Source organism: Marinobacter sp. EN3 (assembly GCF_000475315.1).
GTDB lineage: Bacteria > Pseudomonadota > Gammaproteobacteria > Pseudomonadales > Oleiphilaceae > Marinobacter > Marinobacter nauticus.
Map to the genome: position 1 here is coordinate 136,133 of NZ_AXCC01000096.1, position 25,392 is coordinate 161,524.

The 25,392-nt window shown below is 59.0% G+C and carries 30 protein-coding genes; 20 read left to right on the plus strand and 10 right to left on the minus strand.

The window, feature by feature from the left end; translation table 11 throughout:
- Nucleotide 1 precedes the first annotated feature (1 nt).
- The 11 genes from Q675_RS37170 (at nucleotide 2) to Q675_RS37210 (ending at nucleotide 8,349) form a co-directional block, all read left to right on the plus strand.
- Entirely contained in the window at nucleotides 2-1,735 is a 1,734-nt protein-coding gene (locus Q675_RS37170; RefSeq protein ID WP_023012261.1) for a fumarate reductase/succinate dehydrogenase flavoprotein subunit, read from the plus strand.
- A gap of 67 nt (nucleotides 1,736-1,802) precedes the next feature.
- Nucleotides 1,803-2,036: a ferredoxin family protein gene (locus Q675_RS37175; RefSeq protein WP_023012262.1), complete on the plus strand. Its 234-nt coding sequence runs from the start codon at nucleotides 1,803-1,805 to the stop codon at nucleotides 2,034-2,036.
- An 8-nt stretch (nucleotides 2,037-2,044) separates the two neighbouring features.
- Nucleotides 2,045-3,004 (plus strand): HEAT repeat domain-containing protein, encoded by a 960-nt coding sequence (locus tag Q675_RS37180; RefSeq protein WP_023012263.1) that lies wholly within the window; start codon nucleotides 2,045-2,047, stop codon nucleotides 3,002-3,004.
- 64 nt (nucleotides 3,005-3,068) lie between these two features.
- Nucleotides 3,069-3,392 (plus strand): ferredoxin FdxA, encoded by a 324-nt coding sequence (gene fdxA / locus Q675_RS37185; protein ID WP_023012264.1) that lies wholly within the window; start codon nucleotides 3,069-3,071, stop codon nucleotides 3,390-3,392.
- A 3-nt stretch (nucleotides 3,393-3,395) separates the two neighbouring features.
- Nucleotides 3,396-3,572, plus strand: a complete 177-nt coding sequence (locus Q675_RS38355) for a hypothetical protein (protein WP_023012265.1) — start codon at nucleotides 3,396-3,398, stop codon at nucleotides 3,570-3,572.
- Complete coding sequence (locus tag Q675_RS37190; RefSeq protein WP_023012266.1) at nucleotides 3,565-3,876, plus strand: DUF971 domain-containing protein; 312 nt, start codon at nucleotides 3,565-3,567, stop codon at nucleotides 3,874-3,876. The genes Q675_RS38355 and Q675_RS37190 overlap by 8 nt, the downstream gene beginning before the upstream one ends.
- Nucleotides 3,873-4,880 carry a YeiH family protein gene (locus Q675_RS37195; protein ID WP_023012267.1) on the plus strand — a complete coding sequence of 336 codons (1,008 nt, stop codon included), beginning with the start codon at nucleotides 3,873-3,875 and terminating at the stop codon, nucleotides 4,878-4,880. Before Q675_RS37190 ends, Q675_RS37195 begins: the two co-directional genes overlap by 4 nt.
- Before the next feature lie 36 nt (nucleotides 4,881-4,916).
- Nucleotides 4,917-5,693, plus strand: coding sequence for a ferredoxin--NADP reductase (locus tag Q675_RS37200; protein WP_023012268.1), 777 nt, complete (start codon nucleotides 4,917-4,919; stop codon nucleotides 5,691-5,693).
- Nucleotides 5,694-5,707: 14 nt separating this feature from the next.
- Nucleotides 5,708-6,586 (plus strand): iron-sulfur cluster carrier protein ApbC, encoded by an 879-nt coding sequence (gene apbC / locus Q675_RS37205; protein WP_023012269.1) that lies wholly within the window; start codon nucleotides 5,708-5,710, stop codon nucleotides 6,584-6,586.
- A 105-nt stretch (nucleotides 6,587-6,691) separates the two neighbouring features.
- Nucleotides 6,692-6,832 (plus strand): DUF2256 domain-containing protein, encoded by a 141-nt coding sequence (locus Q675_RS38025; protein WP_081698888.1) that lies wholly within the window; start codon nucleotides 6,692-6,694, stop codon nucleotides 6,830-6,832.
- On the plus strand, nucleotides 6,832-8,349 hold the full coding sequence (locus Q675_RS37210) for an FAD-binding domain-containing protein (protein ID WP_023012270.1): 1,518 nt from the start codon (nucleotides 6,832-6,834) through the stop codon (nucleotides 8,347-8,349). Before Q675_RS38025 ends, Q675_RS37210 begins: the two co-directional genes overlap by 1 nt.
- Nucleotides 8,350-8,367: 18 nt before the next feature.
- Here Q675_RS37210 and Q675_RS37215 read toward each other — a convergent pair whose 3' ends face one another.
- Nucleotides 8,368-8,829, minus strand: coding sequence for a universal stress protein (locus Q675_RS37215; RefSeq protein WP_023012271.1), 462 nt, complete (start codon nucleotides 8,827-8,829; stop codon nucleotides 8,368-8,370).
- A complete protein-coding gene (locus tag Q675_RS37220) occupies nucleotides 8,801-10,420 on the minus strand; it encodes a BCCT family transporter (RefSeq protein ID WP_023012272.1) in 1,620 nt (539 codons plus the stop codon). The genes Q675_RS37215 and Q675_RS37220 overlap by 29 nt, the downstream gene beginning before the upstream one ends.
- 104 nt (nucleotides 10,421-10,524) lie before the next feature.
- On the opposite strand from Q675_RS37220, the gene cadR reads away from it, so the two are divergent.
- A complete protein-coding gene (cadR, locus tag Q675_RS37225) occupies nucleotides 10,525-10,989 on the plus strand; it encodes a Cd(II)/Pb(II)-responsive transcriptional regulator (RefSeq protein WP_023012273.1) in 465 nt (154 codons plus the stop codon).
- A 64-nt stretch (nucleotides 10,990-11,053) separates the two neighbouring features.
- Nucleotides 11,054-11,695, plus strand: coding sequence for a cation transporter (locus Q675_RS37230; protein ID WP_011786551.1), 642 nt, complete (start codon nucleotides 11,054-11,056; stop codon nucleotides 11,693-11,695).
- A 5-nt stretch (nucleotides 11,696-11,700) separates the two neighbouring features.
- Here Q675_RS37230 and Q675_RS37235 read toward each other — a convergent pair whose 3' ends face one another.
- Both Q675_RS37235 and Q675_RS37240 read right to left on the minus strand, forming a co-directional pair.
- The gene (locus Q675_RS37235) at nucleotides 11,701-12,159 is read right to left on the minus strand and encodes a DUF6174 domain-containing protein (protein ID WP_023012274.1); all 459 of its coding nucleotides are present in this window, start codon (nucleotides 12,157-12,159) and stop codon (nucleotides 11,701-11,703) included.
- Nucleotides 12,144-14,291 carry a M12 family metallo-peptidase gene (locus Q675_RS37240; RefSeq protein ID WP_023012275.1) on the minus strand — a complete coding sequence of 716 codons (2,148 nt, stop codon included), beginning with the start codon at nucleotides 14,289-14,291 and terminating at the stop codon, nucleotides 12,144-12,146. Before Q675_RS37240 ends, Q675_RS37235 begins: the two co-directional genes overlap by 16 nt.
- Nucleotides 14,292-14,445: 154 nt before the next feature.
- Here Q675_RS37240 and rrtA point away from each other — a divergent pair, with 154 nt between their 5' ends.
- Nucleotides 14,446-14,985 (plus strand): rhombosortase, encoded by a 540-nt coding sequence (gene rrtA, locus Q675_RS0119505; protein WP_161629040.1) that lies wholly within the window; start codon nucleotides 14,446-14,448, stop codon nucleotides 14,983-14,985.
- On the opposite strand, the gene Q675_RS37245 is transcribed toward rrtA, so the two are convergent.
- Nucleotides 14,945-15,871 (minus strand): AEC family transporter, encoded by a 927-nt coding sequence (locus Q675_RS37245; protein ID WP_011786555.1) that lies wholly within the window; start codon nucleotides 15,869-15,871, stop codon nucleotides 14,945-14,947. The genes rrtA and Q675_RS37245 overlap by 41 nt on opposite strands.
- Nucleotides 15,872-16,061: 190 nt before the next feature.
- On the opposite strand from Q675_RS37245, the gene Q675_RS37250 reads away from it, so the two are divergent.
- The 6 genes from Q675_RS37250 (at nucleotide 16,062) to Q675_RS37275 (ending at nucleotide 21,626) form a co-directional block, all read left to right on the plus strand.
- The gene (locus Q675_RS37250) at nucleotides 16,062-16,511 is read left to right on the plus strand and encodes a c-type cytochrome (protein ID WP_023012277.1); all 450 of its coding nucleotides are present in this window, start codon (nucleotides 16,062-16,064) and stop codon (nucleotides 16,509-16,511) included.
- 10 nt (nucleotides 16,512-16,521) lie between these two features.
- Entirely contained in the window at nucleotides 16,522-17,937 is a 1,416-nt protein-coding gene (locus Q675_RS37255; RefSeq protein WP_023012278.1) for a cbb3-type cytochrome c oxidase subunit I, read from the plus strand.
- Nucleotides 17,938-17,998: 61 nt separating this feature from the next.
- Nucleotides 17,999-18,949, plus strand: a complete 951-nt coding sequence (locus Q675_RS37260; RefSeq protein WP_023012279.1) for a 4Fe-4S binding protein — start codon at nucleotides 17,999-18,001, stop codon at nucleotides 18,947-18,949.
- 16 nt (nucleotides 18,950-18,965) lie between these two features.
- Nucleotides 18,966-20,789: a nitric oxide reductase activation protein NorD gene (locus Q675_RS37265; RefSeq protein ID WP_023012280.1), complete on the plus strand. Its 1,824-nt coding sequence runs from the start codon at nucleotides 18,966-18,968 to the stop codon at nucleotides 20,787-20,789.
- An 11-nt stretch (nucleotides 20,790-20,800) separates the two neighbouring features.
- Entirely contained in the window at nucleotides 20,801-21,376 is a 576-nt protein-coding gene (locus Q675_RS37270) for a cytochrome c oxidase subunit 3 (RefSeq protein ID WP_022990829.1), read from the plus strand.
- A 10-nt stretch (nucleotides 21,377-21,386) separates the two neighbouring features.
- A complete protein-coding gene (locus Q675_RS37275; RefSeq protein WP_022990828.1) occupies nucleotides 21,387-21,626 on the plus strand; it encodes a cytochrome C oxidase subunit IV family protein in 240 nt (79 codons plus the stop codon).
- A 254-nt stretch (nucleotides 21,627-21,880) separates the two neighbouring features.
- On the opposite strand, the gene Q675_RS37280 is transcribed toward Q675_RS37275, so the two are convergent.
- From Q675_RS37280 to Q675_RS37300, 5 genes are read right to left on the minus strand one after another with little or no spacing between them, the layout of a single operon-like run.
- On the minus strand, nucleotides 21,881-22,255 hold the full coding sequence (locus tag Q675_RS37280) for a hypothetical protein (RefSeq protein WP_023012281.1): 375 nt from the start codon (nucleotides 22,253-22,255) through the stop codon (nucleotides 21,881-21,883).
- Nucleotides 22,227-23,009 carry a CbbQ/NirQ/NorQ/GpvN family protein gene (locus tag Q675_RS37285; RefSeq protein ID WP_022990826.1) on the minus strand — a complete coding sequence of 261 codons (783 nt, stop codon included), beginning with the start codon at nucleotides 23,007-23,009 and terminating at the stop codon, nucleotides 22,227-22,229. The genes Q675_RS37280 and Q675_RS37285 overlap by 29 nt, the downstream gene beginning before the upstream one ends.
- Before the next feature lie 13 nt (nucleotides 23,010-23,022).
- Nucleotides 23,023-23,754, minus strand: a complete 732-nt coding sequence (locus Q675_RS37290) for a hypothetical protein (RefSeq protein ID WP_022990825.1) — start codon at nucleotides 23,752-23,754, stop codon at nucleotides 23,023-23,025.
- Nucleotide 23,755: 1 nt separating this feature from the next.
- Nucleotides 23,756-24,958 carry a cytochrome D1 domain-containing protein gene (locus Q675_RS37295; RefSeq protein WP_022990824.1) on the minus strand — a complete coding sequence of 401 codons (1,203 nt, stop codon included), beginning with the start codon at nucleotides 24,956-24,958 and terminating at the stop codon, nucleotides 23,756-23,758.
- 14 nt (nucleotides 24,959-24,972) lie between these two features.
- Nucleotides 24,973-25,338: a c-type cytochrome gene (locus Q675_RS37300; protein ID WP_022990823.1), complete on the minus strand. Its 366-nt coding sequence runs from the start codon at nucleotides 25,336-25,338 to the stop codon at nucleotides 24,973-24,975.
- Nucleotides 25,339-25,392 lie beyond the last annotated feature (54 nt).

A 25,392-nucleotide genomic window follows, 5' to 3' on the forward strand; every position in this document is an offset into this window, starting at 1 on the left:
CATGAAGATTAACGACATCCCTGTGATCGACACCGACGTTCTTGTGATTGGCGGCGGTACCGCCGGCCCCATGGCTGCAGTCACGGCGAAAGAGCAGGACCCGAACCTGAAAGTAATGTTGCTGGAAAAGGCCAACGTAAAGCGCTCCGGCGCGATTTCCATGGGCATGGACGGGCTCAACAACGCGGTTGTGCCAGGCCACGCCACCCCTGAGCAGTACGTCAAGGAAATCACCATTGCCAATGATGGCATCGTGCATCAGCCGGCGCTGATGGCGTACGCCACCCGCTCATTTCCGATGATCGAAAAGCTGGACTCCTGGGGCGTGCATTTCCAGAAGGATGAAACCGGCGATTACGACATGAAGAAGGTCCACCACCTGGGCACCTACGTGCTGCCCATGCCAGAAGGCCACAACGTCAAAAAGATTCTCTATCGCCGCCTTCGCCGCAACCGGGTGGAGATTGAAAACCGCTACACCGCCACCCGCCTGCTGAAAGACCCGGACGGCAACATCGCCGGCATGATTGGGGTCAACACCCGCACTGCCGAGCCCATCATCATCCGAGCCAAGGCCGTGATCATGGCCACCGGCGCCGCTGGCCGCATCGGGCTGCCAACCTCCGGCTATCTGTTCGGTACCTATGAGAATCCCGCCAACAACGGTGACGGCCACGCCATGGCCTACCACGCAGGCGCCGATCTGGCGAACCTGGAATGCTTCCAGGTGAACCCGCTGCTCAAGGATTACAACGGCCCGGCGTGTGCGTACGTGACCGGCCCGCTCGGGGGCTTTACCGCCAACGCCTATGGCGAGCGCTTTATCGAGTGCGATTACTGGTCCGGCCAGATGATGCTGGAGTTCTTCAAGGAACTGGAATCCGGCACCGGCCCGGTATTCCTCAAACTGGACCACCTGGCGGAAGAAACCATCCAGGAAATCGAAACCGTGCTGCACACCAACGAGCGCCCCACCCGCGGCCGCTTCCATGAAGGCCGGGAGGTGAACTACCGGGAGCGCATGGTGGAGATGCACATCTCGGAGATCGGCTTCTGCTCCGGCCATTCGGCTTCTGGCGTGTGGACCGATGAAACCGGCGCCACCACCGTGCCTGGGCTCTACTGTGCCGGTGACATGGCCAGCGTGGCCCACAACTACATGCTGGGCGCCTTTGTGTATGGCCAGATCTGTGGCGAAAGCGCCGTGGCATTCGCCAAGTCACGCAACGAACCCCAGCTCGACGAAGGGTTCATTATCAACGAACTGGAACGCATCCAGGCACCGATGAAGCGGGCCGACGGCATTCCCCCGGAGCAGATGGAATACAAGGTGCGCCGCCTGGTGAACGACTATCTGCAGCCGCCAAAAGTCACCAAGAAAATGGAGATCGGGCTGGAGCGCATTCTGGCAGTGCGGGAAGACGTACCCCTGCTGTGTGCCCGAGACCCCCACGAACTGCTCAGGGCCATGGAAGTGCAGTCCATCATCGACTGCGCGGAAATGGCGGCCCGGGCCTCTCTGTACCGCACCGAATCCCGCTGGGGCCTCTACCACTACCGCGTTGACTACCCGGACCAGGACGACAGTGAATGGTTCTACCACAGCCGCCTGTTCAAGGACGAAAACGGCCAGATGGCCCACGGCAAACGACCGGTAGCGGACTATCTGGTGTCGCTTGGCGAAGAGAAAGACGCCTACCGCAAGATGCGGGTTCAGAAAGCGGCCAACGAGTGACACCACGGTGCGCTCGGGATGGCCTGAGCGCACAACACTGATTTCGTGACGAAAGAGGAACACCAAAATGCCTATCGCCAATCACCACTCTAGCGTTCCCGTCATTGTCGACGAGGACAAATGCATTGCCGACAAGGGCTGCACCGTGTGCATCGACGTGTGCCCGCTGGACGTGCTCTGGATCAACGAGGAAACCGGCAAAGCCCACATGAAATATGACGAGTGCTGGTACTGCATGCCCTGTGAGGCGGACTGCCCGACTGACGCCGTCACCGTCAACATTCCCTACCTGCTGCGCTGAGGTAAGCCATGAAAACATACGACGATCCCGAACTACAGGCCATTGCGGTAAAGCTCACTTCTGATGATCCGGGCATTCGCCGGGTCGCGGTCATGGACCTGGTGGATTCCGGTGAACCGGAAGCGGTTGAACTAGTAATACTGGCCCTGCAAGACCCGGACACCAACGTCCGCCAGGAAGCCGCAAAAGTCGTTGATGAGTTTGAGGCTACCGATATGGCCGACGCCCTGATTGCCGCCCTCAGCGATAGTGATGAAGTGGTACGCAACAGCGCCGCCCATGCACTGGCCGACCTGAAAGACCCGGCCGCTGCCGAGCCCCTGCTGGAAGCACTGGAGACCAGCAGCGACAGTTTTGTAGTGTCCGGCATTCTGCGAGCTCTCAAACCTCTACGCAACGCCAGCGCCCAGCGCCCGGCACTGAAACGTCTTGGCGACGCCAGCGCACAAGTGCGCCGCGAAGCCGTCGGCGTGCTGGGCTGGCTGAAGCAACCCGAAAACCTGCCAGCCCTGGTGGAAGCCGCCCAGCACGATGTCGACCCGGACGTTCGACGGTCCGCCACCGGCGCTCTGGTCTATGCCAGCCCTCAGCAGGTTGGGCAGGCACTGGTCAGCCTGTTGAAAGACGACCACTGGCAGGTGCGCTGCGAGGCAGCCATCAGCATTGGCAAGCTGAACCATCAGGCGGCCGCAGCCGCCCTGATGGACGCCACCAGGGATGAACTATGGCAGGTCCGTGAAAAAGCAGTGGACGCCCTTGGCACGTTGGGCGTGGTGGAGGCCATTCCGGTGCTGGGCGAGTGCTCGAAGGATGCCATGAGCAACCTTCGCAAAGCAGCCATCGGCGCGCTTGGCACCATCGCCCACAACGATGGCAGGCCCTATGTGGTAACCGCCCTCGATGATCCGGACCCGGACGTTCGCAAACTGGCCCGCTGGGCTATCTCGAAACTGGACACCGCAGCCTGAGCCATTCGCCAGCCCGGTTTCATCGGGCTGGCCGCCGTTGCCGAAGAATCGAAAGGAGACTGCCATGACCTTTGTTGTCACCGAGAATTGCATCCGCTGCAAGTACACCGATTGCGTTGATGTCTGCCCCACGGATTGCTTCCACGAAGGCCCCAACTTTCTGGTGATCAACCCGGAAACCTGTATCGACTGCAGCCTTTGTGTCGCCGAGTGCCCCGCCGATGCCATCTATGACGAGAAGGATCTGCCGGAAGATCAACATCACTTCCTCCAGCTGAACGCGGAGCTGTCCCAGGTCTGGCCGGTGATCGACGCGACCTCTTCCCCCCTGCCAGAGGCAGAAACCTGGGTCGATCAGCCAGACAAAATGCAGTACCTGGAGCGCTGAGTCATGCCTCAACTTGTCATAACGAGTTGCCTTCGGGCGCTGTTGCTGGGATCGGTGGTGATATCTGCCGCCGCCCTCGGCAGCACCCGCCCGATGGAGCTGCCCGATCGCCACATCCCAATGCCTGAAACACCGGAGCTGGTGATCTCATCCCTGAGTGATGGAGTCCGTCATGGCTAACCAAATCCTGATCGAGCCCCCAAGGGAAGTACGCCTGAAACGAAAGCTCAACGAGCTGGAACTGAGCTGGCCGGACGGCCTGACCTCCCGGCTCAGCTGCCTGATTCTGCGCAAGTCCTGCGCCTGCTCTCATTGCACCCAGGCCAAGCGCTCCGGCCAGCTCAGCCTGATTGATGCCGACGTGAAAGTAGAGCGAGTGGAGTTGTCCGGCGTCAGTGGCTTGCAGTTTTTCTTTAGTGATGGCCATTACCGGGGGCTTTATCCCTGGGCCTTCCTGCGCGAACTGAGTGAGCGAGTGTCATGAACCAGACACTCCGCGCCCTCGACACCCACTGGTGGGCAACGGCACGGCTACGCTACCCCGGCACCGCCCTGTGCGTAGTGTTGGCGCTGGCCGGCAGCTTTCTGGCCAATCATTATGGCGCCCCAGCCCTGGTGCTGGTGTTGTTGCTGGGTTTCGGTTTTGCCAATCAGGCGACGGATAGCCGCCTGAAACCGGGCGTAGAGTTTTGTAGCCGCCAGGTGCTGCGTATTGGCATCGCCTTGCTCGGAGCACGAATCGGCGTCGAACAACTGATGACGGTTGGCAGCTTACCGTTGCTGGTGGTGCTCACCTGCGTGCCCATCACCATTGGCTCTGCCTTGTTACTGGGGCACTGGCTGGGATTGCCGAGTTTACAAAGCCTGGTGGCAGGCGTCGCCGTGGCCATCTGCGGCGTCTCGGCTGCAGTCGCCGTTGCTGCCGTGATACCCCAGGGCAAACTGGAAGATCGGCGTCTGCTGGGCGTGGTAGTGGGTGTCACCGCACTCGGTACCCTGAGCATGCTGGCGCTGCCACCCCTGTTTGCCCTGCTGGGCTACAGCGACCCGCAAACCGGTCTGTTGCTTGGCGCCAGCATTCACGATGTGGCACAAGCGGCCGGCGCCGGGTATCTGGTTTCCGACACCGCCGGTGACATCGCCACCCTGACCAAGCTGTTGCGAGTGGCGCTGCTGGCCCCGCTGGTGATATTGCTGGGCGCGCTGCTGAACCGCCATTCCACCGGAAAGGCTGAACACCCCTGGTTTCTGCTCGGTTTTGTCACCCTTTTCGGCATGAACAGCCTGGGCTGGTTACCCGAGGAGTTGCGGCAGGCGTTGGCCAGCACCTCACAGGCCTGCCTGCTGGTGGTCATGGCGGCTCTCGGTATGCGCACCAGTCTGCCTTCACTTTTCGCCCAGGGCTGGCGTCCTTTTGCCCTGCTCACATTGCTCACCATTCTACTGGTTATTACGGCCATGGCATCCATGGCCATCTATTCACTGTGAACTGTTGAACACCAGGCCAATACGGAGGACTACCCCATGGCTGCACTTGGAACCGAAAGCGTCATCAGCGTTCATCACTGGAACGATACCCTGTTCAGTTTCCGCACCACCCGAGATCAAAGCCTGCGCTTTGAGAACGGTCACTTCGTGATGATCGGCTTGCCGGTCGATGGCAAGCCCCTGCTGCGGGCCTACAGCATTGTCAGCGCCAACCACGAGGAGTACCTGGAATTTCTCAGCATCAAGGTTCAGGACGGCCCGCTGACCTCCCGCCTGCAGCACCTCAAGGAAGGTGACTCGCTGTTCGTCAGCCGAAAACCGGTCGGCACACTGGTCATGCACGATCTGAACCCGGGCAAGAACCTTTATCTCTTTGGCACCGGCACCGGGCTGGCTCCTTTCATGAGCATCATCCGCGATCCGGAAACCTATGAGCTGTTTGAAAAGGTTGTGTTGGTGCATTGCGTGCGTGAAGTCAGCGAACTGGCGTATCACGACTACCTGACCAGCGAACTGCCTGGCCACGAATTTCTGGCGGAGATCATCGGCGACAAGCTGGTCTACTACCCCACCGTTACCCGGGAACCGTTCCGAAACCAGGGCCGCATCACCACGTTGATTGAGACCGGCCAACTGACCAAAGACATCGGCCTGCCGCCGCTGAACCCGGAAACGGACCGGGCCATGCTCTGCGGCAGCCCGGCCATGCTCAAAGACCTTACCGCCATGCTCGACAATCTGGGTTTTACCGCGTCACCCCATCAGGGCGAGCGGGGCGACTATGTGATTGAACGCGCCTTCGTGGAACAGTAACCGGAGCTATCATCATGACCCATCCCGTTTCCTATTTGCCCTCTCATCCACAGGCCCGCTCTGGCCCCGAGCATAAAGCCGTGCCCGGCGTAAAACACCTGATCGCGGTAGCCTCCGGCAAGGGCGGCGTCGGCAAATCCACCACCACCACCAACCTCGCGCTGGCACTGGCCAACAGTGGGGCCCGGGTTGGCGTTCTGGACGCCGATCTGTATGGCCCCAGCCAGCCCCGAATGCTGGGCCTGAAGGGCATGCCCGACAGCCCCGACGGCAAGAACCTGGAACCGATGATCGGCCATGGCATCCAGACCATGTCCATTGGTTTTCTGGTGGATGAGGAATCGCCCATTATCTGGCGTGGCCCGATGATTACCCAGGCCCTGACCCGACTGGTCTATGAAACCCGCTGGGACAACCTGGACTACCTGATCGTGGATCTGCCACCAGGCACCGGTGACATCCACCTGACCATGGCCCAGCGCCTTCCGGTCTCCGGTGCGGTAATTGTCACCACGCCCCAGGACATTGCCCTGCTGGATGCCCGAAAAGGGCTCAGCATGTTCGAGAAAGTGAACGTTCCCGTACTTGGCATTATCGAAAACATGAGCACCCACATCTGTTCAGAGTGCGGCCATGAGGAACATATTTTCGGCGCGGGAGGGGCTAAAAGAATGTCCGAGGAAGCAGGAACCGATCTACTCGGGGAACTACCCCTGGATATCCGGATCCGCACTGCCTCTGATTCGGGCCAGCCGATCATGGTTACCGATCCGGAAGGGACCCTGGCAGCGGCCTATAGCGAAATTGCCTCTTGTATTATTCAGCGAATTTCGGCCCTTGCGGACGCGACGGATAGCCAACTGGACGGATTACCAACCCTTGTGATGGAGTAGTCAACAAGTAGCACATTGATGGTCAGTCATGGGAGTCTGCCAGGGAAGGCATAGCGTATGATTGTGCGGATGCACTTCACATCACTCTGACACCGCTGCGACTATATGCATAGGAAACCACATCTGCCCGCGAAAATCTGCCCTGCCTGCAACCGCCCTTTCACCTGGCGCAAGAAGTGGGCAAAGGACTGGGACCAGGTGAAATACTGCAGTGAACGTTGCCGGCGCAATCGGGGGCCGCACTGATGGCAGTCGTGGTCTGGTTTAAACGGGATTTACGGGTGGTGGATCACGGTCCGCTTTACGCCGCTGTGCAATTGGGGCAGCCGGTGGTGCCCTTGTACGTGGTGGAGCCGGAATACTGGCAGCAACCGGACACCTCCCGCCGGCAGTGGCAGTTCGTTGCAGAGTCTCTCGAATCCTTGCGCAAGCAGTTAAAACGCTTGGGCAGTGACCTGTTGATTGCTCACGGGGATGTCCTCAAGACCCTGGATGACCTGAAACAGCAGTACGGCATCACACAGGTGTTCTGCCACCAGGAAACCGGCGGCGACTGGACTTTTCAGCGGGATAAAGCGGTGATTGCCTGGTGCCACAGCCAGCAGATTGAATTCCGCGAATGGCAGGGCTTTGGTGTCGTTCGGCGACTGGTCAACCGAGACGACTGGGACCAGCACTGGAACCGGATCATCAAAAGCACACGCCTGCCTGCACCCGAAGGGATTCGTTCGCCGGATACCTCCGGCTGGCCGCAGAGCTTACCCGCACCCGCCCAGCTTAACGGTGGCCCGTGCCCGGATCGTCAGGCCGGCGGCAGCGAACGGGCCATTGCCCTGCTGGATTCGTTTCTGGAACGGCGGTGCGTGGGTTATCAGTACAACATGTCCTCACCGCTTACCGCACCTCGCGCCTGCTCACGGCTCAGCCCTCACCTGGCCTGGGGCACCATCAGCCTGCGCGATGTCTATCAGCAGTCAAAAGAGACCGGAGACCACCGCAACACGCTGCCCCGCAAGAAGAAAAGCCTCACCAGCTTTCGCTCAAGGCTGCACTGGCATTGCCACTTTATCCAGAAGCTGGAGGATGAACCGGAACTGGAATTCCGTGCCATGCATCGGGAACTGGAGCACCTGAAAACCGGACCAAACAACAGCGAGCGACTGCATCGCTGGCAGGAGGGCCAGACCGGCTGGCCACTGGTGGATGCCTGCATGCGCAGCCTGGAGCACACCGGTTGGATCAACTTCCGCATGCGGGCCATGCTGATGGCGGTGGCCAGTTATCAGCTATGGCTTCACTGGCGGGACCCGGCACTGCACCTGGCTCGACTGTTTACCGATTTCGAGCCCGGCATTCACTATCCCCAGGCCCAGATGCAATCAGGGCTCACCGGCATCAACGCCCTGCGCATATACAACCCGGTGTTGCAAAGCCAGAAACTGGATCCGGAAGGTGAGTTCATCCGCCGCTGGATACCGGAGCTGGCCGGCGTCCCGGCGGAGATGATCCACACCCCATGGCTGATGACGCCGGCCCAGAAGCAGCGCTTTGGCGGCAATACCTATATTTCACCAGTCTGTGATCATGAGCAGGCAGCACGGGTGGCTCGCAAGGCGGTCGGAGAGTTCAGGAAGCGGCAAGTGAGCCAGACAGAGACGGACCGGGTTCTTAACCGTCATGGCAGTCGGAAGGGGCCGACACAGAACCGGCCCAGGACTGGCAGCCATGACTCTGAACCGGCATCACAGCTCCCTCTTTTTTGATCCCAATGGACAAGGACCTTACTCGCTCTCTACAGGTCCGTCGCTCTCGTTTTTCTCCATACTGGGAAGTACCAGCACCGGAGAAGGGGCATTGACCGAGACATACTCCACCGTTGCCTTGCGCAACGGCCAGTGGCTGCCACCGCCCCGGGAGACCAGAATCATCAGGTCTGCACACAGCTGTCCGGCCAGTGCCACCAGTTTCTCACCGGCCGAGCCGGCCACCACGTGCAGAATCGCATCCCGGTTCAGGGGCAGGTATTTCCGGGCCAGCAAGTCCAGGTGGTGCCGCACCTCGTCTTCTTTATCTTCCGGAGCTTCTTCGGTTACATGGGGAAAGAAACCGCTGCCACCAGGGTTGAAGACACTGGCCAGGTGCAACTCGCCACCCTCCTCCAGAAGATCCAGGGCCACTTCCAGTGCACGCTTGCCCTCCCCGTCGTCTTTCGGATCAATCGCGATCAGCAGCTTCCGGTACATAGTCTTTCTCCTGTTTGGGTTCGGAATCGGCTTCCACTTCCGGGAAGGCGCGGCCTCGCACCAGCTCATCCACACTGTAGCCGCGATAATCGGCGTGCAGGGCGCGATAGAGGGACACCGCCATAAAAACCAGCAGAATACAGAACGGTAAACCAAGTGAAGTGATCACGTTCTGCAGAGCATCCAGCCCGCCGGCAAGCAACAGAGTGGCCGCAATTACCCCTTGGGCCGCCGCCCAGAAAATCCGTTGGCGAATCAGCGAAGGCTGGTCGTCCCTGCGTGTCAGCATATCAATCACCAGGGAGGCGGAGTCCGATGACGTGGTAAAGAAAATGACAATAATGACCACACTCAGAGCAGAAGCCGCCTCCGCCAGCGGAAAAACATCAAGAAATGCAAAGATGGCCACCGACGGATCCCTCTGCACCTGATCCGCCAGTGCCACCAGGCCATTCATCTCAACGTTGATGGCAGAGAGACCAAAGATGCCGAACCACACCAGCGTAAACGCGGTTGGCGCAAACAGTACGCCGGCTACGAACTCCCGAATGGTTCGCCCTCGGGAAATCCGGGCAATGAAAATACCCACATAGGGCGCCCAGGAAATCGTCCAGGCCCAGTAGAACAACGTCCAGTTGCGTTGCCAGTCCGACTCGCGAAAGGTTTCTGTCCAGAACGCCAGCCAGGGCAAGGCATCAAAATAATCACCCACGCTCTGAACCATACCTTCGGCAATAAACACGGTAGGGCCCAGAGCAAATACAAACAGCAGCAACACAATCGCCAGCAGAATATTCACCTGGGACAGCCGCCGCACCCCTTTGTCCAGACCTAGCGCTACCGAGGTCGCTGCAATGCTGGCAATAACCGTAATCAGCAGAACCTGAACCCAGCCCGCGGAAGGAACACCGAACAGGTAATTCAGTCCACTGTTCAGCTGCAACGTGCCCAGCCCGAGCGACGTCGCCACCCCGAACAGCGTGCCCAACACCGCGATAACGTCCACCGCCCAGCCCCATGGGCCAAAGATGCGTTCACCGAGAATCGGGTAGAACAGGCTGCTGATGCGCATGGGCAGGTTGTGGCGATAGGCAAAATAACCAATGGCCAGCCCCGGCATGGCAAAGATGGTCCAGGTGTGAAGGCCGAAGTGATAGAGGGCGATGGTCATGGCATCGGTAGCGGCCTGTTCCGTGCCGCCCTTCACACCATCGAATGGCGGATTGGCAAAGTGGGACACCGGCTCTGCCACACCCCAGAACATGAGGATAGTGCCAATGCCGGCAGCAAACAGCATGGTAAACCAGGTGAGATTCGAATAGTCCGGCCGACTGTCATCTGCTCCAAGGCGAATACTGCCATAGCGACTGACCGCCAGGCCAAGAAGAAAGATCAGGAGCGAAGACACCGCCAGGATGTAAAACCAGCCCAGGTTACGAGCCACCCAACCGGTCAACTGCCCGAAGCTGCTTGCCACAGCCTGGTCAAAGGGAATTGCCAGCACCACGAAGAGCGCGGCTATTCCGGCCGAGGTAAAGAACACTCCAGGTATTGTCTGCAAGCCCAGCCGGTGTTGCAGCCGCTCCAGCACAGTCGTCTCCTCATTCCATGAAACCACTGCGCCACTGTACCATAGTGACTGTTTCGTCTTCGGGCTGAGATTTGACCGATGTCAGGCATTAAAGGGAATACACCATGAAAATCGGAGAACTGTCCCGGCAGGCCGGTGTCCCGGTGGAAACCATCCGTTATTATGAAAAAATAGGGCTGATGGCCAAACCAGAGCGCGCCGAAAACGGATACCGCTACTATCGCCAGGAGCACCTCGACCGCCTGCTGTTCATCCGGCGGTGCCGCAATCTGGACATGGCTCAGGACGAGATTCGTGAACTCATCCGGCTGGCTGAAAAACCCACTGCCGATTGCTCAGACGTCAATGCTCTGCTGGCTCGACACCTGTCACATGTGCGGGCCAGGCTCAACGAACTGAAAAGCCTGGAACAGATGCTGGTCAACCTACAGAACGCCTGTTCAGACCCGCGGACCATCCGGGAATGTGGGATTCTGGGCGGGCTCAGCGACGAATTGGCCACCCTCCCGGAACCCACCGCATCGGATAACCATGTACCAGGCACTCATGGATCAGGCCATCATGATTAGTAGGTGTTGACCCTGTAGCAACTACAGGGTTTTTAATGGAGACACTTAAACATTGGAGGTCTCTATGGCGTGTTCCTGTTCTGCACCTGAACCCAAAACTCCCGCTCCGGGGTTCCGAAAAGCGCTTTGGCTGGCGCTGTGGGTGAATCTGGTGATGTTTCTGGTGGAAGGCTTCGCCAGCCTGCAATCCGGGTCCGTTTCCCTGATGGCCGATGCCATCGATTTCTTTGGCGACAGCGCCAACTATCTGCTTTCTCTGAGCGTTCTGGGAATGGGGATGCTCTGGCGCGGGCGGGCGGCGATGGTAAAAGGTCTGACCATGGCCGTGTTCGGACTGGTGGTCTGGGGCCGGGCCGTCTGGGTACTGCAAAGCGGCATCACGCCCGAGCCACTGACCATGGGCATGGTGGGGCTGCTGGCGCTTGCCGCCAATGTCTTTGTTGCCGTGATGCTGTTCCGGTTCCGGGACGGTGACTCAGACATGCGCTCGGTCTGGCTTTGCAGCCGCAACGACGCTATCGGCAATATGGCCGTTATGGCCGCCGCACTGGGCGTGTTCGGCACCGGCAGTGCCTGGCCAGATCTGATCGTCGCAGCCATCATGGGTACGCTGGCCGTCACCGCCGGAGTTAGCGTGGTTCGCCATGCCCGCGCCGATATCAACGACGCGAAGCGTGACGCACAATTGCAGGTCAGCGAGACCTGAGTCCCTCAGAAAGGCTGGAAATCCGATAGACGGTAGGAGAATTCATCGTCTGCGATGAATGGGCTACCGTCCACTTCCAGCCGTACCGGGAACCCATAGCGTTGATCGTACTCAGCGACCAGGGTTTCTGCACTGTGCCGGGCTTTATCAATAACACCCAACAAACCATCAATGGTCAGGCGCCTGGGGTCCAGAATATCCGGATGGTTGATCGGCTGTTCCAAACCTTCAACATCGATCACCGTTCCCTCGCGCACAGTAACTCGCATGGGCTGGAGCAGGTCGGGCGGGCAGAAACAGGTTTGCCACACCGTAACCTCGTAACTGTCGATACCATGGGCTTGCCAAACGGCCTGAGCCTGTTGAAAATCCAGCACCGGGGTATTGTCTTTGCCGGCGCCGGCACAACCCGCCGCCAGCAATGACACCAGCACCAGGCCTATGCAGGTTATCTGACGTTCCACCACCGCCTCCTTCTGACGATCACGGCCGTCAGAGCAACCAGCAACCACCCCGCGCCCAGGCTGCCACCGCCACCGGATGAACCGCCACCCTGGTCTTCGTCGGTCGAGGCTTCCTCGAGCTCCGGCATGATTGCCGGAACCGTCTCACTGCTGGCAAACTGGCCACCGTTGATAGCAACCAGTCGGTATTCGTAGGTATATCCCGCCACCGGTGTCTCATCGACATAGCTCTCGGTACCGAAAGGAGCCGTTGCCAGCAACTGCCACGGGGTATATTCAGTTCCTGTGCGGCGGCGTTCAATCCGATATCCGGTCTGAGGACCAACATTCTCGGTCCAGGACAGCAGCACACGGCCCGCCTCGGCCACAGTGGTCAGCTCCTCGGGAGCAATAGGGGCGTTGTTCCAGCTTATGCTCGCTGAATTGCCGGGCAATGAACGCACGCCCTCCAGCACGGCCACCACGCGATACGCATACTCACCAGTCGCGATCAAAGACGCATCGCGGTACTGATTCGTGCCCGCAGACAAGGTCACAGACAGGTCGGAATAGGCGGTCTCGCCAGGGGCCATTCGTTGCACAACATAGCCAGCATCTGTGGTCTCGCTTGGTTGCCATTGCAGAAACGCGCTCCGGGCCTCCGGTGTCACCACCAGGTCACCAGGTGCCGCAACCGCGGTGGGCGCCACCTCAAAACGGCTTTCCAGCGTATTGTTGGCCGGCTGCAAATCCAGTACTTCACCACTCAAGCTGATCAGGGAGACCCGTTGATTCAGGGTCAGATTGGCTTCGGTGCCTGAATATGCCTGAATCGCGAGCTGGTGTCCCTGAGCATCGGGGATAAGATCGGAACAGCTATAGGACCGGGATGAGATCTCGCAAGGCACACTGTCAACGGTGACCATCTCCAGCCGGGTATCTTTGCCCGACAGTTCGCCCGTCACTTCCAGCCGGTCTGCATTTTCGGAAGCGCTCTGATAGCCAATATCGAAAAAGGCCTGGAACTGGCTTTGTCCCGGTATCCTCTCAGGATTTGTGGTTACCGCCGTGAGCATGGTATCGGCCGGAAAATTGAAACACTGTTCCAGCGCCGGTTGCTGGTTAATGGTATTGATCAGGTTGGTTTCGGAACACGACGAAAACCGGGTCGCATCCGGGTTTGCCCAGGGGCTCATGATGAATCCGGTCGAACAGCTGTTCTGTTGCTCATCATGATTGGCACCGAAATTATGACCGAGCTCATGGGCAACGACGACGGCGGTCAGCACGTTGGAGTCAAACGCATTGGTGACGCCGGTACCGTAACCGTTGCCATCACACAGAGTGCCCACCCAGGCCAGCCCGGCCGTGCTTCCATCAAAATCCCTTCCGCTCACCAGATGCAACAAGGCGCGCCGATTCTGCTGAAACGGAAGATTGCCGCCGGCCACCTGCGTCTGCACGTTATCCAAAAGATCGTTCGCTGAAGTGGATGTAGTGAAGGTATTCGTCTTCAGGAAAGTAAGACTCAGGGTGTCCAGGCCGATACCGAACTGCTCGAAATAGAACCCTTCCACCAGATTCAGAATACTGACGGCCCGGTCCTGGAAATCATCGGGGAAACGTTGCTGGAATTCGAGATCGAAAACCACCTCCAGCTCCAGCAGCAGGCAGGCTCCTTCTACCCGGCTGTCGCAGAGGCTGTCGTAGGTCGCAGACACCGCCTGCGCCATCATTGGCGTAAGAACACGATCAGGAGCAATAACGGCACTGCTGTGCACATGGTCAACACCGCAGCTGGGAGCGACATCAAACCCAAAGCTCTTCGTGACCAACTGCTGACTGTCCTGCCGGCCACCAATCACATGCATACGCCCAAACAGGTAGGCCATACCTTCCCAGCCATTCTGCAGGCGAGACACCCTTACCCAGCTGTCCGGGTCGACCGCCACCTTACCCTGGAAGTGGCGGCCCGAGGCGAGTGCCTGGTGCGCCCCCAGGGCTGAGACCAGCCGATTGTTGGCTTGCAGCTCAACTTCGTAGTCCTGGCCATCTATCCACAAATCCAGTGACTCCGAAGCGCTGGCATGAATTGAGAACAACAACAGCCAGACATGAACCAGTATCGGGAAAAGGTACAGCAAACGTCTCACGGGCGAATCCTTTTCTGTTAAGGCAATTGGAATTCGCGCAAACTAATAGGCTTGGCAGGGCGAGACCAGCCTGAACCAGTAACAATCTGCATTTATGAGAGACATGTCCCGCATGAGGGTTCGAGTAGTTAACAGGTCGGCACTCTTGTTATGCATGGTGCTTGTATTTTCATTTTTTCTTCCACCGCAATTGTTGCAGTGGCAACCGGACACAATCACATCCGGCCAGTGGTGGCGCTTGTTTACAGGTCACCTGGTTCACCTGAACGTGAACCATCTCCTGTTGAATCTGGCAGGCGTGCTCATTCTCGCTCTTCTGTTCCCACGCTTCTTGCCTGCCGACAGGTTACTCTGGATCACACTGCTGATGGCCGCAGCGATCTCCCTGGGGCTATTGTCGCTCCGGCCAGACCTGGCCAGCTATCGAGGATTCTCCGGCTGTATCCACGGCCTGGCCGCAATTCTGGCGATGACAGGGCTGAAAACGGATCGCTGGTTTTCCATCACCCTGCTTTCAGCACTGTCCGTGAAACTTGTATTGGAAGGCTTTGGACTGGACCGTTCCGAGACCACGGCCCTGATTGGAGGGCCGGTAATCTGGGAGGCCCATGCACTGGGTTTCGCTTCCGGACTGCTGATTGCCGGAGCCGGCTTTATCCGGCGCCGAACGCCAAAGCAATCATCACTGGAATAAAACCGAGGGCAAACAAGGTACTGAGCAACGTAGTACCCGCTGCCTGCCTGGGTGAGGCCTCCAGCAAAGTCGCAATCACCACGGTATTGGCGGCAATCGGTGTGATGGAAATCAGGAAAATGGCCTGATGCACCGCCGGCTCGTAGATTCCCAGAAGCGCTGAATCCACCCACCAGAACACAATAGCCACCAATGGCCAGATCACAAACTTGCCGAAAAATGCCAGCGCCGTGAACCGAGGGTTGCCGGCCAACCCCCGGAAGCTTGTAATGCCCATGCCGATAATCATCATACCTAGAATGCTGTAGGCACCTCGCAGGTTATCAAACAGCGGCACGAAAATATCCGGAATGCCTATCCCGGCCAGATTCAGGACCACCGCTGCCAGAAAGGCATACACCGAAGGCAGCTTAAGCACCCGCCACAGTGCATCCTTGATGCTGTACCGGCCCCTTGCGGCAAGATAGAAGCCAACGGAATTCTCAAAAAGCGTCGTACCCAGCATACAGACAATATAAAGCCCCAGCCCCTCTTCCCCGAACAAAAGCAATGCGACTGGCACCCCGAAGTAACCGGTGTTACCCGAGCCTACGCACAGGGGAATTATGTTCGCACTGCCATCGGACAGCGCCTTTTTGGCCAGCTTCAACTGAACCAGCCCCAGTACCGATGACGTTCCGAAAACAAGGAAGGGGAGCAGGATCACCTCAGGGCTCAGCGGCGCCGCCATTACGCCGGAAAACACCACTGACGGTGTGACGATGTAGAGCATGATGCCGGCTATATGTCGGCCACTGGCTTCCAGGAACCGCCCCGCAATCCAACCCAGTGCAACGGTGACATAAAGCGGAAGAAGTTTAAGCAGCAGGGCCAGGGCGGCAGACATGATTTCTCCGGGCGTAAAACCGTGAAAATACAACCAGCGGGGCAGTCTACCACCTACCCATCAAGAGGTAACTCCCCAGCGCAATAGAGAAACCCGGAATCATCTTTGATAATCATCAATAGCATTAGGGATGCATCTTTATATCCTAGTGGGGCAGTCAGGTATTTGAAACAACCAAGGAGAGAGACCAATGGCCGAGCGCTTTACCAAAAGCATGGCCAGGAACATATATCTGGGGGGAAGTGCCTTCTTCGTCCTGTTGTTCCTGGCCCTGACTTTTGACACTCAGCTACGTGCTATGCCCGAGCGGGATAACCGCGACGAGCTCACCGAACAGGTGGTGCGCGGCAAACATCTGTGGGAAGAGAACAACTGTGTCGGTTGTCATACCATCATGGGCGAAGGCGCTTACTTCGCCCCCGAACTGGCCAACGTGTTTGACCGCCGTGGCGGCGGTGATACCGAGGTCTTCAAGTCCTACATGAAAGCCTGGATGAACGCCATGCCCACGAATATTCCGGGCCGGCGCCAGATGCCTAACTTCAATCTGAGCGATTCCGAGATCGAAGACCTGGCCGCCTTCCTGGAGTGGACATCCAAGATCGACGACAACGGTTGGCCACCCAACATCGAAGGGTAAGGGAGCAGACATGAAATACGAATCTCAAAGGGTCGCCATGCCCTACTTCATCTTTGCCCTGATTCTGTTTGCCGGCCAGATTGTGTTCGGCCTGATTCTGGGTCTCCAATACGTTGTGGGCGATTTCCTGTTTCCGGAAATTCCCTTCAACGTTGCGCGGATGGTTCATACCAACCTGCTGATTGTCTGGCTGCTATTCGGTTTTATGGGCGCAACCTACTACATGGTTCCGGAGGAAGCTCAAACTGAATTGCACAGCCCTCTGCTGGCGTGGATTCTGTTCTGGGTGTTCGCTGTAGCCGGCACGCTGACCATCCTGGGCTACCTGTTTGTGGACTACGCGACCTTGGCAGAAGTCACCATGAACAAGTTGCTGCCCACCATGGGCCGGGAGTTCCTTGAGCAACCGACGATCACCAAGATCGGTATCGCTGTGGTTGTGGTGGCGTTCCTGTACAACATCTCCATGACTGCCCTGAAAGGCCGCAAGACCGTGGTCAACATCGTACTGATCACCGGCCTGGTAGGCCTGGCCGTATTGTGGCTGTTCTCCTTCTACAACCCCGGCAACCTGGCCACCGACAAGTACTTCTGGTGGTTTGTGGTCCACCTGTGGGTAGAAGGCGTGTGGGAACTGATCATGGGTGCCATTCTGGCCTATGTTCTGATCAAGCTCACCGGTGTAGACCGCGAAGTAATCGAGAAGTGGCTGTACGTGATCATCGCCATGGCGCTGATTACCGGCATCATCGGTACCGGCCACCACTTCTTCTGGATCGGGCCGCCTGAGTACTGGCTGTGGCTGGGTTCTGTGTTCTCTGCACTGGAACCGCTGCCGTTCTTCATGATGGTGGTCTTCGCCTTCAACATGATCAACCGTCGCCGCCGTAACCACCCGAACAAAGCAGCCATGCTGTGGGCCATGGGTACCACCGTGATGGCGTTCCTGGGTGCTGGCGTGTGGGGCTTCCTGCATACCCTGGCCCCAGTGAACTACTACACCCACGGTAGCCAGATTACAGCGGCCCACGGCCACATGGCGTTCTACGGCGCCTACGTGATGATCGTGCTGACCATCATTTCCTACGCAGTGCCGATCATGCGTGGCCGTCCTTACGGCAACAGCAACACGGCGCAGGTTGTGGAAATGTGGGGCTTCTGGCTGATGACCATCTCCATGGTGTTCATCACCCTGTTCCTGACCGGTGCCGGCGTACTGCAGGTTTGGCTGCAGCGCATTCCGGAAAGCGGTGAAGCGCTGTCCTTCATGGCAGGCCAGGATCAGATCGCCCTGTTCTACTGGATGCGATTTGTCGCCGGTGCCTTCTTCATGGCCGGTCTGGTGGTGTACTTCGGTAGCTTCTTCATCAAGGGCGAAGCCAGCCCGGCTGAGGAAGTCCGTGGCCCTGCCACGGCAGACGCCTGATAAAGCCTGATCGCCGGGGCCTTCGGGCCCCGGCACATTCCCGAAACCCTGGACAACCTCTGTGCATGCGCAAACCGTCAACCCGAAAGACACCCTCCAGCAGAAGCGCCTGATTACCCGCAGCGCCTTCTTCCTGCTGTTTTTGCTTGCGCCTGTACTCAATATTTTCCGTTACGACCTGACCGAAACCCGCTTCATACTGCTGGGCTTTCCCCTGTCGTTTAACCTGAATCTGGACTGGGTCGCCCAGAGCACCCCGGCCGAGGTGGCTGGCCAGATCCTGTTCTGGTTTGTATTGCCCATTCTGGTGCTGGTGCCTCTGGTTCTGTGGATTGCCTTCAGGTGGGGCCGCCTGTATTGCGGCTGGCTGTGCCCGCATTTCTCCGTGGTGGAAGCCATCAACGACCTGATGACCCGCATAACCGGCCGCCCAACCCTCTGGGAAGCCCTGAAAAAAGGCAGCACCGGCAAGGCCATTCACTGGGCCGGCCTGACCCTGGCGTGCGCGCTCATTGGTTTTTCCTGGGCCCTGGCACTACTTTCATACCTGCTGCCACCCATGCCCCTGTATACCGACCTGGTGACCGGCCAGATTGGCCTGTACCCGGGCATTTTCCTGGCGGTAGCCACCGCGATGTTCACCTTTGATTTCCTGTTTGCCCGGCACCTCTTCTGCAAATACGGCTGCGCAGTGGGACTGGTACAAAGCATTGCCTGGATGACCAACGGCAAGGGCCGGGTAGTGACTTTCGACACCAAGCGCGCTGCCGCCTGCCGGGATTGCACCAAGGCCTGCGACGAGGCCTGCCCCATGCGACTGCCCACCCGCAGCCATAAGCGGGCGAAATTCAGCTGTACCCAGTGCCTGCAGTGCGTGAGCGCCTGCCGGGAAGTACAGAAAGACAACCCCGAAGGCTCCCTGCTGACCTGGGAGCCCGGCGAACCTGGCAAACAGACCGTACTGATTCCCGTGCGCCAGGTGGAATCCACCCCGCGACATTCACGGGCCTGAACGACGAGGACACGAGATGGAAGAGTGGGTCGGACTGAAATGGCACGACTACGTAACCCGCCAGGCCATGGGCGAGTTCCCCGAGTACGCCGTGCACCTGAAAGACGAAGCACGAACGCTGGGCGTCATGTTCCGGGCCATGGGCGGAGACCCGGCCCTGAGCCTGGTCACCGCTGACCCCCGGCATTTCCAGATTCGCCGCCGGTTCCTGCAGAAACTGGCCGGCACCCACCGCAAATTCGAACTGGCCTGGCGCGATGAAGAAAGCCTGCGCCTACCAGACAAACTGGCCCTGTTCCCGTCCCGCAAGGTGAACCGGGAACTGTACCTGTGGCTGGCCGCCCTCGCGTCGCTCGGCGAAATTCACCACCACAGCTGGCTGCAGGGCAATCAGGCCATGGTGCAGGAACTGCTGAGCCGCTGGCCGGGCCTGGAGCCCATGTATCAGCGGCTGGTAAAACACACGCTGCAATGGCGCCCTGAACCAGACAGCCTGCGTGGCAACGAAGCCAGGCGCGAGTCCGCCATTCGCCAGGCTCTTATTCACCCGGGCAGCGTAGACGACCTGCCAGAAGCCCTCACCGACCCCTGGCCGGTGGTACTCTGGCTCTACCCGGTGCTGGGCCGCGGCAAGCTCAAAGGCCAGATCATTGGCGACGACAACACCATGTCGAAATCCGGTGGCCTAGCCAAAAAACGGAAACGCCGCCGCGCCGAGCGGGTGGATGCCTTCGACAAAGACCAGGGGCTGATGCTGTTCCGGCTGGAAAGCCTGTTTTCCTGGTCTGAATTCATTCCCATCGACCGCGCCGGCGATGACAGCGAAGAAGAAGACGCCGACGCCGTGGCCGACGACATGGACATGATTTCCGTCTCCCAGGACCGTCGCGAAGCCTCTTCCGCCATTAAGTTCGACCTGGACCTGCCCTCGGAAGAAAACGACGACCTGCACCTGGGACCGGGCATTCATCTGCCGGAATGGGACTGGCGCCGCCAGGATTACCGGGCAAAATTCTGCTGCCTGCAGCCACTGCTCAGCAAAGAAGCCACGCCCTCGCCGCTGCCAGCGCACCTGAATCGCTCCGCCCGGACCCTGCGCCGCCAGTTCAGCGCGCTGAAACCTCTGCGCCAGTGGGAACGCCGGCAGCTGGAAGGGGAAGAGCTGGACCTGGACGCATGCCTGGAACGCATGGTGCAGCACAAACGCGGCATTGGCGAAGTGGATCAGAAGCTGTTCCGCCAGTGCAAGCAGAACCAGCGGGACCTCGCCTGCCTGGTGCTTACGGATATTTCGCTGTCGACCGATACCTACATCAATAACCACCAGCGGGTGATCGACATTGCCCGGGATGGCCTGCAACTGCTGAGCGAAGCTCTCACCGCCAGCCGTGATCCGTTTGCCCTGTTTGCCTTCTCCTCCAGACGGCGGGACCACATTCGCTTCCACCACATCAAGAGTTTCGACGAGCCTTACAACGACACCACAAGAGGCCGTATCCAGGCCCTGGAACCGGGCTACTACACCCGTATGGGCGCCGCCATCCGTCAGTCCATAAAACTGCTACAGACCCGGCCAGAGCACCAGAAAATCCTGCTGCTGCTCACCGACGGCAAACCCAACGACCTGGACCTGTACGAAGGCCGCTATGGCGTGGAAGACACCCGCATGGCCGTACAGGAGGCCCACAAGGCCGGGCTGACACCGTTCTGCGTAACCATCGACGAAGAAGCCAACGAATACCTGCCCTACGTGTTCGGCAGCAGTAACTTCGTGGTGATCAAAGACCCGACCCAGCTGCCCGGTCAACTACCCAAGCTATACATGAACCTGACCCGTTAACGGAGAACGCAATGGCTGATGCTCACGCCGCCCACAGGCGGCATCTGCCCGGTGATATCGCGGTATGGTTTTTCATCTTCGCGGAACTGGCCGTGTTCGGCATCCTGTTCATCGGCTACGGCGTGGCCCGAAGCATGGACCCGGCCACCTTCTCCGCCGGCAAGGACGCCCTGCACCCCTGGACCGGACTGATCAACACCGTTGGCCTGATCACCGCCAGCTACCTGGTCGCCCTGTCCGTTCATCGCCTGCGCAACCGAAAACCCGGCACAACCGCCCTGCTCTGGGCCGCTATCGCGGCGTCGTCTGTTTACACCTTCGGCAAGCTCTACGAATACGCGGACCTCTACGCCAACGGCTACAACCTGGGCACCGACACTTTTTTCATGTTTTATTTCTTCCTGACGTTCTTCCACTTCATGCACGTGGTGCTGGGCCAGATCATCCTCGTCGTGCTGGCGGTAAAGGTGAAAAAAGGCGACTACAACGGCGACGACATGAACGGCATGGAATCCGGCGCCTCCTACTGGCACATGGTCGACCTGGTGTGGCTGGTGCTGTTCCCGATGCTCTATGTCCTGGCCTGAGGAGGCTGATATGTTAGCGGTTTATGTGGCCTTGATGATCTGCACCATGGCTCCTGTTGTGGCTATGCAGGCTGGCGCGGATATGTCGGTTCTCATTTGGCTGGTTTTTGGACTGGTGATTGTGAAAGCAGTCCTGCTGGTAGATCACTTCATGGAAATGAAGCATGCCCCCTGGGGCTGGAGAATGGCGGCGCAAGGATGGGCTGTTGTCGTTGTCTCGGTACTGGCAGGAATTCACCTGGTCGGCTGACACCTGAGCCGGACGCAACGGTAGCCTTCCAGGCTGGAGCTTGCACCATGGCGGGGGTAGGCCTTCCAAAAACCGCTCCTTACGGCACCCGCAAGCGGGTCCAGCCAGCAATCATAGATTGCTGTCGTTCGTCTGCGTGCGAAGCTTCGCTTCTAATTCACTTGTCTCACCCATGTGGCGCTTCTGCTCCGCCATCCATGGCTCCGCACATTTTTGGAAGGCCTACCCCCGCCACGGCGCCCTAACTCTAGTGGTTAAAGCAACTTCTTCGGGAATGTCGGCGGCTTGTTTCCTATGGCTTGAGCCAGGGAAATCATGCCCCACAGCACAAACGATGTGTGCAGCACCACTGCCCAGACGATCGCGTAAGTCCAGAACAATCCGGTGTTGCCGTAGATGAGCCAGCAAACAGCAACCCCCGAACTGATCAGCACCGCCCCCAGAATCGACATATAAACCGCCGCCTTGCTATGAGCCCGCCGCAACGCGTGGGCATCACCGGATTTCATGGCAATCGTCAGTAACACAACGAAGCCGATAATCGGCAACGCCAGCAGGTTCAGCAAATACCAGATAACCGGGGCAATCGCCCCGGGCGGTTCAGTCTTCGGACTGCCCGAATACGGCATACACCACCTCCATCAGTGCGTTAACAGTGACCGCGTCATCCGATAGCGGCTCAATCATTCCGGCCCGGCAGGCTTCGATGTGGGGCATACCGGATGCGATCAGGTATGCGGTGTGGATCAGCAACCGAGTTGAGGCTGCTTCCTCCAGATCGTGATCTTTGAGCTTGCGCAGCGAGGTTGCCAGCCCCACCAGCTGCTTCGCAAGGTCGGCATCGCAGCCGGATTCTTCCTGAACGATGGTCTGCTCCACATCCGGCGTCGGGTAATCGAAGCTCATGGAGACAAACCGCTGCCGGGTACTCGGCTTCATGCCTTTCAGCAGGCTCTGGTAACCCGGGTTGTAGGACACCACCAGCATGAAGCCCGGTGCGGCTTTCAGCAGTTCGCCGGTGCGTTCGATGGGCAGTTCCCGGCGGTCGTCCGCCAGCGGGTGCAGCACCACGGTGGTGTCTTTCCGTGCTTCCACTACTTCATCAAGGTAGCAGATTCCGCCTTCCCGTACCGCCCGGGTCAGCGGGCCATCCTGCCAATAGGTGCCGTCCGGACCGATCAGGTGCCGGCCAACCAGATCAGAGGCGGTAAGGTCATCGTGGCAGGCCACGGTATAGACCGGTCGACCAAGCTTCTCCGCCATGTAACGGACGAAGCGGGTTTTACCACAACCGGTGGGGCCTTTGATCAGTACCGGCAGACCGTTTTCGGCGGCGGCGGTGAACAGTTCGACTTCATTGCCGGCGGGTTGGTAGAAGGTCATAAACAGCTTCCTTTTATGGCTGGGAATCGGGCGTGGCAAAGCCGTGCACCCATTCCGGAAAAAGATTGAATATCTGGCGATCGTCGCTGCGCTTCAGCTGCAGCAATGCCTTCAGACACGGCTGCAATTCAGGATTCGCGCTGTCTGTTTTAGCGTTGGTATACCAGCCAGCACCACGGACCGGCTCGCCCTGCCAGGTGATGGCCAAGCCCTGGGATTCCAGAAACGGCGTGACCAGCCCAAGTTCAGAGACCGACGCATGGGTGTTGTTGTGCAGCAACAAACCCAGGGCTGAGTTGAAATCCCCCGCTTCGTATCGCTGGCCCGGTTTCGGGGTTACACCCACAGAGGCCAAAGCTCGCAAAGCCAGACGACCGGATACCGGATCGCTTCCAGCGACCACAGACACATCCCGGCCGTCCAGTTCTTCCAGCGACCGCACCCCAGCCGTTTTACGGGTTACCCAGACCGGAACGGGGTAGTTGCCAAAGGCATTGACGGCGTCCAGCACACGCCGGTTATCAGAACCATCGGGACGGTAAACCAGGTCACTGTCGCCGGCCCGATTGAACAGCAACTCGGCCTCACAGTCCCGGGCCTCGAGATATCGCTGCAACCGATAACTGGCGACCGTGGTTGAGCGCGCCTCCGTCATCACCTCAACCCGCACGGAACCGTACTCCTGAGCCGCGCCTGCGTTACTGGCCAGCATCAGAAACAGCCAGGTGCCGATCGCTGGTTTCATCTCAAAGACCCAGCTGATGCGCCCGGTTAGTAAAGAAGATTCCGGATGGCTTCCGCGCCGGCAGGGTAGCCACCTCTTCAAGAGTACGGGTGTTATAGACGGTCACCCGATCACTGTCCCGGGAAGAGACCCATACTTCCTCACCACGCGGGGTGAATTCCATGTGCAGCACGGACTTGCCCGGCTCCAGGGTGCGAATGATTTCCCGGGTGCGGGAATCAATCACCTGCACCACATCGTTCTTCGGGTGGGCAAAGCTGACCCAGATCTGGCGGTTGTCCGGACTGGCCATCACAAACACCGGCTGGCCCTGCACCGGAATGCGTTGCACCATGCGCCAGTCTTCCATCTCCGCCACCAGTACTTCGTGGCGACCGACGGCCGGTACAAAGGCATAACCGTCGGCGATGGCCCAGCCTTCCAGATGCGGCATCTTGTACACAGGCAGGCGCTGCTCACCCTTGCCGTAATCCGGCAGAATGGTCTGTGCGCCCTGTGCCGGCTCCCACAGATCCACCATCGACAAGCCGTCTTCCCCGAACAGGCCGGCAATGTAGAAGCGGCCATCGGGAGTGATAAGGGCGTCGTAGGGTTCTTTGCCGGCCTCATGGCGGGATACGCCGGGCGGATTACTGTGCATATCCACGGTCCAGATTTCACCGGCCTCGAACAGGCTGAACACAAACTGGTTGCCCGGGGCATCCACCAGGCCCACCGTCTTGGACTGATCCTGCTCGCCCTGGGCGTTGGTGTAAAACGCCGGAATTTCCGCCACGGTATCCAGGGTCTCACTGTCGAAAATGTTCACGCCGCCGGGCTCGTAATTGGATACCGCCACGTAACGGCCGTCCTGCGAAATAGCCCCGCCGATGCTGTTACCGGACTGGATCACCCGGTCAGTCACCGTGCGGGTGAGCAGGTCGACTTTGGTGAGCCCGCCATCACGACCAAAGACATAACCGTATCGGGCATCCCGCGAGTACACCACTGAGGCGTGAGACAAATCGCCCAGCCCTTCTACCCGGCCCAGGATTTCGTGTTCGGAGTGGTCAACCACCAATACCGAGCCTGTGGCCCGTTCGATGATCAAACCGAGGTCACCTGTGCCGCGAAGCTCAACAGTCGGAGGTGCCGACAGGGATTGGCAGCCGGTGGTTACGGTGGCGGCGATGATCAGTGCAATCGGTGCAAACAGACGTTTCATCGTGGGTCCTTCGGTTATCGGCTTCGGGAAGAATCGGCTTCGGGGGCAATCAAGGCGCCGGATTTCAGCTGCCGGCTGATCCAGGCAATTTCCCGGTCGGTCAGCAGGGCTTTCCAGGGCGGCATGGCCGTACCGGGAACGCCCTCCCGGATGATGGCCGCAACGGCTGTCTCTGGCAGGGCTTCGATATCCTCAGGCCGTAAGGGCGGGCCAAGGCCGCCTTTCAGTTTCAGACCATGACAGGAGCCACAATCCTGAATGACAAAATTGGCCAACTCATCCTCGGTTTCCGGTGCCCCGGCAACAGCGCCTGCCGACAGCATCAGGGCGGTAGCCAATACACCCACTTGCCAGCAAACGCCCAGTGCGGACCGTTTCATCAGCGCTCTCCTGAAGGATCACAGCCATGCTGCAATCCCAACAATTTCATGGCC